This window comes from Streptomyces echinoruber (assembly GCF_014651135.1).
GTDB lineage: Bacteria > Actinomycetota > Actinomycetes > Streptomycetales > Streptomycetaceae > Streptomyces > Streptomyces echinoruber.
Genome location: NZ_BMWH01000001.1, coordinates 380,724 through 394,064, shown reverse-complemented (window position 1 = coordinate 394,064; position 13,341 = coordinate 380,724). Strand labels below are relative to the sequence as shown.

The following is a 13,341-nucleotide window of genomic DNA, read 5'->3' as shown; positions in this document are numbered from 1 at the left end:
AGCCTGACCGTGGACCAACTGGCCCTGCTGTTCGTGCTGCTGCTCGGGGCCGTGGTGAGCGTGCCGGTCGGGGACCGGTTCGGGCTGCCCGCCCCGGTGCTGATGACGCTGCTCGGGATCGTTCTCGCGGTGCTGGACTTCGTGCCGAACGTGAACATCCCGCCCGACCTGATCCTGCCCGCCCTGCTGCCGCCGCTGCTCTACGCGGCCGTACGCCGCACCTCCTGGCGGCAGTTCGCCGCCAACAAACGGCCCATCTTCCTGCTCGCGGTCGCGCTGGTGTTCGTCACCACGGTGTGCGTGGCCGCCGTCGCGCACACCGTGCTGCCGGGCCTGCCGGTCGCCGCCGCCGTCGCGCTCGGCGCGCTGGTCGCCCCGCCGGACCCGGTCGCGGCGACCGCCGTCGCCGGGCAGCTCGGGCTGCCGCGCCGCCTGGTGTCGATCCTGGAGGGCGAGGGCCTGTTCAACGACGTGACGGCCATCGTGCTCTACCACGTCGCCGTCAGCGCCGTTGTCAGCGGCGCCTTCTCGCCCTGGCGGGCCGGGCTCGACCTGGTCCTGTCCGCCGCCGTCGCGCTCGCCGTCGGGATCGCGCTCGGGTGGGGCGCCAACAAGCTCATGGACCTGCTCGACGAGCCCACCCTGCAGATCGGGCTCACGCTCCTCGTGCCGTACGTCTCGTACGTCCTCGCCGAGGAGTTCCACGGCTCCGGCGTCCTCGCCGTGCTCACCACCGCCCTGTATCTCGCCGAGTACGCCGCCGACCCCGACGACGTGCTGACCCGGCTCGCCGGGCACACCTTCTGGGACATCATCGACACCCTCGTCACCGGCGTCGCCTTCGGACTGGTCGGGCTGGAGCTGCACAACGCGATCCGGACGGCGTCGGGGCGGTGGGGCGAGCTGCTCGGCTGGTCGGCCGCGGTCGTCGCCGTCGTGGTGTTCGTGCGGCTGCTGTGGCTGCTGCCGGCGACCTGGCTGGCCAAACGGCTGCACGCACAGCGGAACCACGACGAGGAGATCCCCGTCGGCTGGCGCGAGACCGTCGTCATGTGGTGGTCCGGGATGCGCGGGGTGGCCTCCGCGGCGCTCGCGCTGGCGGTGCCGCTGAAGACCGGCGCCGGGACGCCGTTCCCCGGCCGGAACGAGATCGTCTTCATCGCCTTCGCGGTGATCATCGTCACCCTGGTGGTGCAGGGACTGAGCCTGCCGTGGCTGGTGAGGCGGCTCGGGGTGCGGTCGGACACGGAGGCGGAGAAGGAGTTCGAGAAGCGGCTCGCCCTCCGGGCCGCGAAGGCGGCGAAGAAGCGGCTGCGGGAGATCGAGGCGGTCGAGGAGCTGCCGGAGGAGCTGTCCGAGCAGATGCTGCGGCGGGCCTTCGACATCGGGCTGCGGATCAGCCCCGACATCGGGGAGGAGGAGCGGCGCGAGGCGCACCGGCACCGGGTGCGGCGGCTGCGCCGGGTGCGGCGGATCCAGCAGGAGATGCTCAGCGCGGCCCGGCACGAGATCCTCGCGGCACGCAGCGAGCCCGGGGCGGACCCGGAGATCGTGGACCGGGTGCTGCGCCATCTGGACGTGCGCAGCCTGCGGTGACGTACCCGCAAGGGCCCGCCGCCGGCCGCCGGGCCCGCCCGCGCGGACGCCGCCGGCGGTTGTGCCGCACCGCGCCGCGCACCCCGCACCGCACGCCGCGCACCCCGCACCGCGCCGCGCGCCCCGGCCGCCGTGGCCGGAATGCGCCCTGCCGTCCGGCGGCCCGCCGTACGCTGTGATCATGGCACGGAACGTGGTGATCAGTGGAGGCGGAACGGGGATCGGGCTCGCCGCGGCGCACGCGTTCGCGGCGGACGGGGACCGGGTGCTGCTGCTCGGGCGCCGTGCGGAGGTGCTGGAGAAGGCCGGGGTGCCGGGGGCGCTGACGTTCGCGGCCGACCTCGCCGAGGTCGAGCAGGTGCGGCGTGTGGAGCGGTTCGTCGCCGCGGAGTTCGGCACCGTGGACGTGCTGGTCAACAACGCCGGGGGCGCCGGGCACTTCCTCCCGCGCGAGGAGAGCGACGAGCCCCTCGACTCGGTGCTGCACGACTGGACGGCGAACTTCCGGCTCAACGTGCTGACCGCCGCGCTGCTCACCGAGGCGCTCAAGGAACGGCTCGCCGAGCCCGGCGGGCGGGTGCTGTTCCTCAGCTCCATCGCCGCCTACCGCGGCTCGGGCAGCGGCTCGTACGGGGCCGCCAAGGCGGCGCTGCACCCGTACGCGCACGACCTGGCCCGGCAGCTCGGCCCGCGCGGGATCACCGTGAACGTGGTGGCGCCCGGCTACGTGGAGGACACCGGGTTCTTCGGCGACGCGATGGACGACGCGCGGCGCGAGCGGCTCGTCGCCGAGACGTCGACCGGGCGCGCCGGCACCCCCGGCGACGTCGCCGCCACCCTGCACTGGCTCGCCTCGCCCGGCGCCGCCCACATCACCTCCCAGATCATCCAGGTCAACGGCGGCGCCGAGCGCGGACACTGACGGACCGGCGGGCTCAGCCGCGGCCCGCCCAGCCGACCTCGCGAGGCCGGCGCGCCTCGCCGTCCGGCGACGTGCGGGCGTGCGGCAGGCCCGGCTGCTGCATGACGTCCGCCGTGTTGACGCGGGGCAGCGCGTACGGGTGCTTCTCGCACAGCCAGCGCACCATCTCCTCGCGCACCAGCACCCGTACCGTCCACAGGTCGTCCGGGTCCTTCGCGGTGACCAGGGCGCGCACCTGGATGGTGGTGGGCGTGGTGTCGGTCACCTGCAGGCCGTAGGCGCGGCCGTCCCAGGCCGGGCACTCGCGCAGGATGTCGCGGAGCCGGTCCCGCATCTCCTCGACGGGCGCCGTGTGGTCGAGGTGCCAGAAGACGACGCCGGTCATCTCGGGGGAGCCGCGCGACCAGTTCTCGAACGGCTTGGAGGTGAAGTACGACACCGGCATGGTGATCCGGCGCTCGTCCCAGGTGCGCACCGTCAGGAACGTCAGGGTGATCTCCTCCACGGTGCCCCACTCGCCGTCCACCACCACGGTGTCGCCGATGCGGACCATGTCGCCGAACGCGATCTGCAGCCCGGCGAACATGTTGCTCAGCGTGGACTGGGCCGCCACACCGGCGACGATGCCGAGCAGGCCCGCCGAGGCCAGCAGCGAGGCGCCGGCCGCGCGCATCGCCGGGAACGTCAGCAGCATCGCCGCGGCGGCGACGACACCGACGATCGCCGAGACCACCCGCCGGATGAGCGTCACCTGCGTACGCACCCGCCGCACCCGCGCCGGGTCCCGGTGGACGCGCGCGTGGGCGTACGTGGTGTACGAGGTCTCCACGACGGCGGCGGCCGTGCGGATCACCAGCCACGCGGTGGCCCCGATCAGCACCAGCGTCAGGGCGCGGCCGATGCCGACGCGGTGCCGCTCCAGCACCTCGACCTGGTCGTAGGAGCCTCTCAGCAGCGCGGCGCACAGCAGGAGTTGGTAGGGGATGCGGGTACGCCGCAGCAGGCCCCACAACGGAGTGTCGTGGTGCCGTGCGTCGGCCTTGCACAGCAGACGGTCCGTGGCCCAGCCGATGACCAGCGTGAGGACGACCGAGCCGCCTACGACGATCAGCGGGCGGAGTACGTTCTCCATGCCGTCGAACGTAACCAGGCCGCGGCGACGGTGAACATGTGTGTTCGGGGCGTTCGCGGGTAGGGCGGGCGCGGCGGGTGCGCGGATGTGGCGAAGACCACGGCGTGATCGGGGGCGGTCGCGCCCGGCTGGCACCATGGGCTCATGAACATCATGCTCTTCCACTCGACCTATGGGCTCAGACCCGCGGTGCGCGCCGCCGCGGACCGGCTGCGTGCCGCCGGGCACGAGGTGTGGACGCCGGACCTCTTCGAGGGACGCACGTTCGACACGGTCGAGGAGGGCATGGCCTGCAAGGACGAGATCGGCAAGGAGGAGCTGCTCAAGCGGGCCGTCCTGGCGGCCGCGCCCTACTCGGAGCGCGGGCTGGTCTACGCCGGCTTCTCCCTCGGCGCCTCCATCGCGCAGAACCTCGCCCTGGGCGACGACAAGGCCCGCGGCCTGCTGCTCCTGCACGGCACCTCGGACATCGCGCCGAACGCGACGGCGGAGGAGCTGCCGGTGCAGCTGCACGTGGCCGAGCCCGACCCGTTCGAGACGGACGACTGGCTCAGCGCCTGGTACCTGCGGATGCGCCGGATCGGCGCCGACGTGGAGGTGTACCGGTACGCGGGGGCCGGCCACCTCTACACCGACCCGGACCTGCCCGACTACGACGAGGAGGCGGCCGAGGCCACCTGGCGGGTGGCGCTCGGCTTCCTCGACTCGCTGTGACTCCCGCTGTAATTCCCGCTGTAATTCCCGGCGGTTCCCGTCGGCGCGGTGCCTGCCGCCCCGGTCTGTGAGGCGGTTCCCGTCGCCGCGGTGGTGGAGCGGTTCCCGGGCGGGCCGTTTCGCGGGCGGCGTCAGACCGGGTCGTACGTCCGCTCGACGGTCTGCGTGCCGCTGCGCGTGCGGTACGAGCGCACCCAGGACGCCGAGGCGTCGGCGGCCGTGCGGTCGGACAGGACGTAGTAGTCCATCTGCGCGCGCTCGGCGGTCAGATCGAGGACGCCGAAGCCGTGCCGGTCGGTGTCGACCCAGTGCACATGCCGGTTGGCGGCGCGGATGACCGGCGCGGCCACCGCGGAGACCGTTCCTTCCGGCACCTTGACGAAGTCGTCGAGGTTGTCGGAGGTCACCGAGGTCACCACGAACTCGGTGGCCGCCGACGGCGACAGCGGGTACGTACCGGCGTCCACCGGCACGTCGTTGGCCCACGCCATGTGGATGTCGCCGGTGAGGAACACGGTGTTGCGGATGTGGTGCGCGCGCAGGTGGGCGAGGAGTTCGCGGCGGTCGTCGGTGTAGCCGTCCCACTGGTCGGTGTTGACGGCGAGCCCCTCCTGCGGCAGCCCCAGCAGCTTCGCCAGCGGCTTGAGCAGGTCGGCGGAGAGGGAGCCGACGGCAAACGGCGCGATCATCACCGAGTTGCCGACCAGCCGCCAGGTCGTGTCGGACGCGCTCAGACCCGCCTTGAGCCAGTCGAGTTGGGCGCGGCCGGTGAGGGTGCGGTCCGGGTCGTCGACCGCGCCGCTGCCGGTGGCGGCCTGCTGCGAGCGGAAGGAACGCAGGTCCAGCAGCGACAGGTCGGCCAGCCGGCCGAAGCGCAGCCGGCGGTAGGTGGTGCCCTCGAGCGCCGGGCGGACCGGCATCCACTCGAAGTAGGCCTGTTTGGCGGCGGCTTTGCGGGCGGCCCAGGTGCCCTCGGCGCCCTCGGTGTGGTTGGCCGCGCCGCCGGACCAGGCGTTGTCGGCGAACTCGTGGTCGTCCCAGATCGCCACGACCGGTGCCGCCGCGTGCAGCGCCTGCAGGTCCGGGTCGGTCTTGTACGTCGCGTGCCGGATCCGGTAGTCGGCGAGGGTGAGGATCTCGTGGGCGGGGGAGTGCGGCCGCACGACGGTGCCGCGGGCCGCGTACTCGCCGGACCCGTACTCGTAGATGTAGTCGCCCAGGTGCAGCCAGGCGTCCAGGTCGCCGCGGGAGGCGAGGTGGCGGTAGGCGGCGAAGTGGCCGGCCTCCCAGTTGGCGCAGGAGACCACGCCGAACCTCAGGCCGGCGACCGCGGCCTCGGCGGCGGGCGCGGTGCGGGTACGGGCGGCGGGCGAGACGGTGCCGCCGGCGGAGAAGCGGAACCAGTAGTCGGTGGCCGGCTCCAGGCCGCGCACGTCCGCCTTGACGGTGTGGTCGGATGCCGCGGTGGCGACCGTGGAGCCCCGGGCGACGACGCTGGTGAACGCCCGGTCCCTGGCCACCACCCAGTCGACCTCGACGTCCGGGCCCAGCCCGGAGCCGGGTATGGCCTCCGGCGTGGGCGTCACCCGGGTCCACAGCAGCACGCCGTCCGGCAGCGGGTCGCCGGAGGCCACTCCGTGCAGGAAGGCGGGCGCCTGCGCGGCGGCCCGCGCCGGCCGCGTGGCGGCGAACGGCCCGGCCAGCACGGCGGTGGCCGCCGCGGCCTTGACGACCGTACGGCGGTGCGGGCGAAGGGAGTTGGTGTCCTCGGAAGATCTGTGTGGTCTGGTCACGGCCGATCAGGCTACTGACCGGTACGCGCGAGAGCGGGCGAACTGCCGAAAGTTCGCCCGCTCTTCGGCCGGATGTCGACCGGTCCGGACCGGGTCAGTCGGGACCGGCGTCCCGACTGACCCCGGCCGCGCGAGGTCAGGCCTTGAGCGCCTTGTCCATCGCCGCGTTGAAATCGGCCACCGTCATCGGCGCGTTCTGCCCGTCGGGGCCGGTGATGGTCTTGCCGTCCATCTTCAGCGTCGGCGTGCCCCGTACTCCGCTCTTGTTGAACTTCGCGGACATCTCCAGCGCCCACTTGTCGTAGGTGCCGTCCTTGACCGCCTTCTGGAAGGCCTGGTTGCCCTTGAGGGCGGGCACGGTGTCCGCGATCTTGATGAGGTAGGCGTCGTCCTTGAACTTGTCGTCCGTCTCCTCCGGGTGCCACTTCTTCGAGTACATCGCGCTCTTGTACTCGAGGAACGCCTCCGGGCTGACGTTCAGCGCGGCGCCGAGGGCGCTCAGGGCGTTCTTGGAGCCCTCGCCCTGGGTGTTGCCGTCGATGAACGACGCGCCCACGTACTGGAGCTTGAACTTGCCGCCGTCGACGTCCTTCTTGACCGTCGAGCCCACGGCCTGCTCGAACTGGGCGCAGATCGGGCAGCGCGGGTCCTCGTACATCACGAGGGTCTTCTTGGCGCTGCTCTTGCCGATGACGACCGTGGTGCCGTCGGCGCCGGAGGTGTGGGCCGGCTTGACGAGCTTGTCGTCCTTCACCGCCTCCCAGTGGCTCGGCTTGTTCGCCTGGACGATGGCGTAGCCGATGCCGCCCGCCGCCGCGATGACCGCGACGACGGAGGCGGCGACGAGGATGTTGCGGCGGACCTTGGCCCGCTTGGCCTGGCGTTCGCGCTCCTGGCGCAGCCGTTCGCGGGCGGCGGTCTTGGCGGCCTGGCTGTTGCGCTTGCTCATGGTGGTGTCTCTCCCGGTGGGACGCGCACGGGTGTGCGCGCGAGGTCGTTGGATGGCGGGGTGCCTCTGCCGCGCGCTGTCGCCGAAGCGGTGGGCGGTGCCGCGGCGCCGCGGTGGCGCGATGCCGCAGTGGCGCGGCGGTGCGGCGCGATGCCGCGGTGCCGCCGCGTTCGCCGTGTCGTGTCGTTCAGGCGACGGCGCGGGCGGCCGGGCGCGGCGGTCCACGCCGTCCCAGGGAGTGCACGAGGAGCCGGTCGCGCGCGCGGGCCGGCCGGGGCGCGGGGCGCGCCGGGGGCCGGCGCACGGCCGGGGGCCGGCGCACGGTCACGGCGGCGACCGCGAGCAGCAGCGGCCGGAAGGTGAGGGCGGCCGCCGCGCCGAGCAGCTCGGCCAGGGCCCGCTCGCCGCGGCGCAGCCAGGCGGCGGCGATCAGGCCGACGGTGACGTGGGCGGCGAGCAGCAGCCAGGCCGTCGCCGGGCTCGCGTGCGCCAGGAGGGCGACGAGGCGGTCGGTGCCGGTGCCGGTGCCGGTGCCGGTGCCCGGGACCCGGGTCAGCGGGGTGCCGACACCGGTGCCGCCGGCGCACAGCACGTCGAAGCCGACGGAGCGCAGCGGCCCGGCGACGGGGCCGCCCGCGGGGCCGTAGCAGACGTGCTGGCCGGTGGTGAAGACGGTGTCGGCGGCCAGCTCCAGCGGGATCAGCAGGGCCGCGATCGCCCGGAAGCCGCGCTCGCGGCCGGCCAGGGCGTACGCGGCGGCGAACACGGCGGCCGCGACCGCGGCCACCGTGACCGGCGGGAGCGGGACCCGGGACAGCAGCACGTGGGACGCGGTGCTGAGAGTCACGACCAGTGCCGTGAACAGCGCCGCGCGTACGGCTCTGCAGTGGGTCCCGGATATGTCCATGGCGGAGGAGAGTGTGTCACGTGTCGGCGTAGGAAGTTCTTAAAGGGTTCCTGTGAGGACAGGATCCCCGGGGGCCGGTCCGGCCGCGCGGGCCGTCACAGGCCCGGGATCCGGCCGTTGCGGAACAGGTCGACGAAGATCTGGTGGTCGGCCCGCGCGCGTGCCCCGTAGGTGTGGGCGAAGTCGACCAGCAGGGGCGCGAAGCCCTCCTCGTCCGCCGCGATCGCCGCGTCGATGGCCCGCTCGGTGGAGAACGGCACCAGCGACTCGCCGGAGGTGTCGTCGGCGGCCGCGTGCATGGTGGCCGTGGCCCGGCCGAGGTCGGCGACGACCTGGGAGATCTCCTCCGGGTCGTCGATGTCGTCCCAGTCCAGGTCCACCGCGTACGGCGAGACCTCGGCGACCAGCTGGCCGGCGCCGTCCAGCTCGGTCCAGCCCAGCCACGGGTCGGCGTGCGCCTGCAGGGCGCGCTGGGAGATCACCGTGCGGTGGCCCTCGTGCTGGAAGTAGTCGCGGATCGCCGGGTCGGTGACGTGCCGGGACACCGCCGGGGTCTGGGCCTGCTTGATGTAGATCACGACGTCGTTCTCCAGCGCGTCGCTGTGGCCCTCCAGCAGGATGTTGTACGACGGCAGGCCCGCGGAGCCGATGCCGATGCCGCGGCGGCCCACGACGTCCTTCACGCGGTAGGAGTCCGGGCGGGCCAGCGAGGTCTCCGGCAGCGTCTCCAGGTAGCCGTCGAAGGCGGCCAGCACCTTGTAGCGGGTGGCGGCGTCCAGCTCCAGGGTGCCGGGGCCGGGGGCGAAGCGGCGCTCGAAGTCGCGGATCTCGGTCATCGAGTCCAGGAGCGCGAAGCGGGTCAGGGAGCGGGCGTCGCGCAGCGCGTCCAGCAGCGGGCCCCGGGCGGTGTCCAGGGTGAAGGGCGGCACCTCGTCGCTCTTGGCGCCGGTGGCCAGGGCGTGGATGCGCTCCCGGTAGGCCTGCGCGTAGACCGTGACCAGGTGGGTGATCTGCTCGTCGCTGAGCGCCTTGGCGTAGCCGATGAGGGCCACGGAGGCGGCGAAGCGCTTCAGGTCCCAGGTGAACGGGCCGACGTAGGCCTCGTCGAAGTCGTTGACGTTGAAGACCAGGCGGCCGTTGGAGTCCATGTACGTGCCGAAGTTCTCCGCGTGCAGGTCGCCGTGGATCCACACGCGCGAGGTGCGGTCGTCCAGGTACGGGCCGCCCCGCTTCTCGGCGCCGATGTCGTGGTAGAAGAGGCACGCCGTCCCCCGGTAGAACGCGAAGGCCGAGGCCGCCATCTTGCGGAACTTCACCCGGAACGCGGCCGGGTCGGCGGCCAGGAGCTCGCCGAAGGCGGTGTCGAAGACGGCGAGGATCTCCTCGCCGCGCTGCTCGTCGTTGAGCGGGGGGACCGACATCGCTGGGTGCCTCCTGGTGCGTGACGTGCGGGACAATGGGGGTGACGGGCGGGGAGACGGCTGGCCCGTCCTCCTGCCCAACGTGCGGCGGTCCGCGGGAGTGCCCGTGACCCCCAGGTGAAGATCGACGGAAAGATCCACGCGGGTGCCGCGACCCACGCACGAAGGTACGCGGTGAAGGCCCTGAAGTGTCAGTGCCGGGGCATAGACTTCGACGCTGTCCCCGGAGTGACCGCGGACCGTTGTCCGTTGTTTCCACAGCCGTTTCCACAGCCGTTTCCGCAGCCGTTTCCGTTGGAGGCCGTACGTGTCGAAGCCGCCGTTCACGCACCTGCACGTCCACACCCAGTACTCGCTGCTGGACGGTGCCGCGCGGCTGAAGGACATGTTCCAGGCGTGCCAGGACATGGGCATGACCCACATCGCCATCACCGACCACGGCAACCTCCACGGCGCGTACGACTTCTTCCACTCCGCGAAGAAGGCCGGCATCACCCCGATCATCGGCATCGAGGCGTACGTCGCGCCCGAGTCGCGGCGGAACAAGCGCAAGATCACCTGGGGTCAGCCGCACCAGCGGAAGGACGACGTCTCCGGCTCCGGCGGCTACACCCACAAGACGATCTGGGCGGCGAACAAGACGGGCCTGCACAACCTGTTCCGGCTCTCCTCCGACGCCTACAAGGAGGGCTGGCTGCAGAAGTGGCCCCGGATGGACAAGGAGACCATCGCCCAGTGGTCCGAGGGCCTGATCGCCTCCACCGGGTGCCCCTCCGGCGAGGTGCAGACCCGGCTGCGCCTCGGCCAGTTCGACGAGGCCCTCAAGGCGGCCGCCGACTACCAGGACATCTTCGGCAAGGACCGCTACTTCCTGGAGCTGATGGACCACGGCATCGAGATCGAGCGCCGGGTCCGCGACGGCCTGCTGGAGATCGGCCGCAAGCTCGGCATCCCGCCGCTGGTCACCAACGACTCGCACTACACCTACGACCACGAGGCCGGCGCGCACGACGCGCTGCTGTGCATCCAGACCGGCAAGAACCTCTCCGACCCCGACCGCTTCAAGTTCGACGGCACCGGCTACTACCTGAAGTCGACCGAGGAGATGTACGCCATCGACTCCTCGGACGCCTGGCAGGAGGGCTGCCGCAACACGCTTCTCGTCGCCGAGCAGATCGACACCACCGGCATGTTCGAGAAGCGCGACCTGATGCCGAAGTTCGACATCCCGGAGGGCTACACCGAGGTCACCTGGTTCCAGGAGGAGGTGCGGCGCGGCATGCAGCGCCGCTACCCCGACGGGATCCCCGAGGACCGCATGAAGCAGGCCGAGTACGAGATGGACGTCATCATCCAGATGGGGTTCCCGGGCTACTTCCTCGTGGTCGCCGACTTCATCATGTGGGCCAAGAAGAACGGCATCGCCGTCGGCCCCGGCCGGGGCTCCGCGGCGGGCTCGATCGTCGCCTACGCCCTCGGCATCACCGACCTCGACCCGATCCCGCACGGCCTGATCTTCGAGCGCTTCCTCAACCCCGAGCGCATCTCCATGCCGGACGTCGACATCGACTTCGACGAGCGCCGGCGCGCCGAGGTCATCCGGTACGTCACCGAGAAGTACGGCGAGGACAAGGTCGCCCAGATCGGCACGTACGGCACCATCAAGGCGAAGAACGCCATCAAGGACGCCGCGCGCGTGCTGGGCTACCCGTACGCGATGGGCGACCGCATCACCAAGGCCATGCCCGCCGACGTCCTCGGCAAGGGCATCCCGCTCTCCGGCATCACCGACCCCAGCCACCCGCGCTACTCCGAGGCCGCCGAGGTCCGGCAGATGTACGAGAACGAGCCGGACGTGAAGAAGGTCATCGACACCGCGCGCGGCGTGGAGGGCCTGGTGCGGCAGATGGGCGTGCACGCGGCCGGCGTGATCATGTCCAGCGAGCCCATCGTCGACCACGTCCCCGTCTGGGTCAGGCACACCGACGGCGTCACCATCACGCAGTGGGACTACCCGAGCTGCGAGTCGCTCGGCCTGCTGAAGATGGACTTCCTGGGCCTGCGCAACCTGACGATCATGGACGACGCCGTCAAGATGGTGAAGGCCAACAAGGGGATCGACATCGATCTCCTCAGCCTCCCGCTCGACGACCCCAAGACCTTCGAGCTGCTGCAGCGCGGCGACACCCTCGGCGTCTTCCAGTTCGACGGCGGCCCCATGCGCTCCCTGCTGCGCATGATGAAGCCCGACAACTTCGAGGACATCTCCGCCGTCTCGGCCCTGTACCGGCCGGGCCCGATGGGCATGAACTCCCACATCAACTACGCGCTGCGCAAGAACGGGCAGCAGGAGATCACGCCCATCCACCCCGAGCTGGAGGAGCCGCTCAAGGAGGTCCTGGACGTCACCTACGGCCTGATCGTCTACCAGGAGCAGGTGCAGAAGGCCGCCCAGATCATCGCCGGCTACTCGCTCGGCGAGGCCGACATCCTCCGCCGCGTCATGGGCAAGAAGAAGCCGGAGGAACTGGAGAAGAACTTCGTCATCTTCCAGGCCGGCGCCCGCAAGAACGGCTACAGCGACGAGGCCATCCAGGCGCTGTGGGACGTGCTGGTCCCCTTCGCCGGCTACGCGTTCAACAAGGCGCACTCCGCCGCGTACGGCCTGGTGTCGTACTGGACCGCCTACCTGAAGGCCAACCACCCCGCCGAGTACATGGCGGCGCTGCTGACGTCCGTCAAGGACGACAAGGACAAGTCCGCGGTCTACCTCAACGAGTGCCGCCGCATGGGCATCCGGGTGCTGCCGCCCAACGTCAACGAGTCGGAGGCGAACTTCGCCGCGCAGGGCGACGACGTGATCCTCTTCGGCCTCTCGGCGGTGCGCAACGTCGGCCAGAACGTCGTCGACTCGATCATCAGGACCCGCAAGTCCAAGGGGAAGTACACGTCCTTCCCGGACTACCTCGACAAGGTCGAGGCGGTGGTCTGCAACAAGCGCACCACGGAGTCGCTGATCAAGGCCGGCGCCTTCGACTCGCTCGGCCACACCCGCAAGGGCCTGATGCAGCACTACGAGCAGCTCATCGACAACGTGGTCGCGGTCAAGCGCAAGGAGGCCGAGGGCCAGTTCGACCTGTTCGGCGGCATGGGCGAGGACCAGAGCGACGAGCCCGGCTTCGGACTGGACGTGGAGTTCTCCACCGAGGAGTGGGACAAGAGCTACCTGCTCGCCCAGGAGCGGGAGATGCTCGGCCTGTACGTCTCCGACCACCCGCTCTTCGGCCTGGAGCACATCCTCGCCGACAAGGCCGACGCCGGCATCTCCCAGCTCACCGGCGGCGACTACGCCGACGGCTCGGTGGTCACCATCGGCGGCATCATCTCCGGCCTGCAGCGCAAGATGACCAAGCAGGGCAACGCCTGGGCGATCGCCACCGTCGAGGACCTCGCCGGCTCCATCGAGTGCATGTTCTTCCCGGCGACCTACCAGCTCGTCTCGACGCAACTCGTCGAGGACGCGGTGGTGTTCGTCAAGGGCCGTCTCGACAAGCGCGAGGACGTGCCGCGGCTCGTCGCGATGGAGCTGATGGTCCCCGACCTGTCCACCGCGGGCACCAACGCGCCCGTGGTCCTCACCATCCCGGAGGTCAAGGTGACCCCGCCGATGGTCAGCCGCCTCGGCGAGATCCTCGACGCCCACAAGGGTGACAGCGAGGTCCGCATCAAGCTGCAGGGACCCCGCACGACCCGGGTGCTGCGCCTGGACCGCCACCGGGTGAAGCCGGACCCGGCCCTCTTCGGCGACCTGAAGGTGCTGCTGGGACCGTCCTGCCTGGCGGGCTGAGACCCGGCCCGGCCGGAGAACGGCGGGGCGGGGAACGGCGGGCGGGGAACGGCGGCGCCG

The 13,341-nt window shown here is 71.5% G+C and carries 9 protein-coding genes; 4 read left to right on the top strand and 5 right to left on the bottom strand.

Going from position 1 to position 13,341, the window contains the following annotated elements; genetic code table 11:
• The first annotated feature begins 9 nt into the window (after positions 1 to 9).
• Both IE225_RS01590 and IE225_RS01585 read left to right on the top strand, forming a co-directional pair.
• A complete protein-coding gene (locus tag IE225_RS01590; RefSeq protein WP_190055426.1) occupies positions 10 to 1,596 on the top strand; it encodes a Na+/H+ antiporter in 1,587 nt (528 codons plus the stop codon).
• 181 nt (positions 1,597 to 1,777) lie between these two features.
• Positions 1,778 to 2,518, top strand: a complete 741-nt coding sequence (locus tag IE225_RS01585; protein ID WP_190055425.1) for an SDR family NAD(P)-dependent oxidoreductase — start codon at positions 1,778 to 1,780, stop codon at positions 2,516 to 2,518.
• A gap of 13 nt (positions 2,519 to 2,531) precedes the next feature.
• Here the strand turns inward: IE225_RS01585 and IE225_RS01580 are convergent, their stop codons facing one another.
• Positions 2,532 to 3,650, bottom strand: a complete 1,119-nt coding sequence (locus tag IE225_RS01580) for a mechanosensitive ion channel family protein (protein ID WP_190055424.1) — start codon at positions 3,648 to 3,650, stop codon at positions 2,532 to 2,534.
• Between the two features lie 144 nt (positions 3,651 to 3,794).
• Here IE225_RS01580 and IE225_RS01575 point away from each other — a divergent pair, with 144 nt between their 5' ends.
• Positions 3,795 to 4,364, top strand: a complete 570-nt coding sequence (locus tag IE225_RS01575) for a dienelactone hydrolase family protein (RefSeq protein ID WP_190055423.1) — start codon at positions 3,795 to 3,797, stop codon at positions 4,362 to 4,364.
• A 131-nt stretch (positions 4,365 to 4,495) separates the two neighbouring features.
• Here the strand turns inward: IE225_RS01575 and IE225_RS01570 are convergent, their stop codons facing one another.
• The 4 genes from IE225_RS01570 to IE225_RS01555 all read right to left on the bottom strand — a co-directional run bounded on the left by IE225_RS01570 (position 4,496) and on the right by IE225_RS01555 (position 9,434).
• Positions 4,496 to 6,157 (bottom strand): alkaline phosphatase D family protein, encoded by a 1,662-nt coding sequence (locus IE225_RS01570; protein ID WP_190055422.1) that lies wholly within the window; start codon positions 6,155 to 6,157, stop codon positions 4,496 to 4,498.
• A gap of 136 nt (positions 6,158 to 6,293) precedes the next feature.
• A complete protein-coding gene (locus IE225_RS01565; RefSeq protein WP_190055421.1) occupies positions 6,294 to 7,106 on the bottom strand; it encodes a thioredoxin domain-containing protein in 813 nt (270 codons plus the stop codon).
• A 187-nt stretch (positions 7,107 to 7,293) separates the two neighbouring features.
• A complete protein-coding gene (locus IE225_RS01560; RefSeq protein WP_190055420.1) occupies positions 7,294 to 8,013 on the bottom strand; it encodes a hypothetical protein in 720 nt (239 codons plus the stop codon).
• Between the two features lie 95 nt (positions 8,014 to 8,108).
• A complete protein-coding gene (locus tag IE225_RS01555; protein WP_190055419.1) occupies positions 8,109 to 9,434 on the bottom strand; it encodes a DUF2252 domain-containing protein in 1,326 nt (441 codons plus the stop codon).
• Positions 9,435 to 9,741: 307 nt separating this feature from the next.
• Between IE225_RS01555 and dnaE the strand changes: the two genes are divergently transcribed.
• Complete coding sequence (gene dnaE / locus IE225_RS01550; protein ID WP_190055418.1) at positions 9,742 to 13,281, top strand: DNA polymerase III subunit alpha; 3,540 nt, start codon at positions 9,742 to 9,744, stop codon at positions 13,279 to 13,281.
• The last annotated feature ends 60 nt before the right edge of the window (positions 13,282 to 13,341 follow it).

Bases quoted from the DNA above. Each gene is read 5' to 3' on its own strand.
- IE225_RS01585 (WP_190055425.1), top strand. From the start codon at position 1,778: ATGGCACGGAACGTGGTGATCAGTGGAGGCGGAACGGGGATCGGGCTC.
- IE225_RS01580 (WP_190055424.1), bottom strand. From the start codon at position 3,650: ATGGAGAACGTACTCCGCCCGCTGATCGTCGTAGGCGGCTCGGTCGTC.
- IE225_RS01575 (WP_190055423.1), top strand. From the start codon at position 3,795: ATGAACATCATGCTCTTCCACTCGACCTATGGGCTCAGACCCGCGGTG.
- IE225_RS01565 (WP_190055421.1), bottom strand. From the start codon at position 7,106: ATGAGCAAGCGCAACAGCCAGGCCGCCAAGACCGCCGCCCGCGAACGG.
- IE225_RS01560 (WP_190055420.1), bottom strand. From the start codon at position 8,013: ATGGACATATCCGGGACCCACTGCAGAGCCGTACGCGCGGCGCTGTTC.
- IE225_RS01555 (WP_190055419.1), bottom strand. From the start codon at position 9,434: ATGTCGGTCCCCCCGCTCAACGACGAGCAGCGCGGCGAGGAGATCCTC.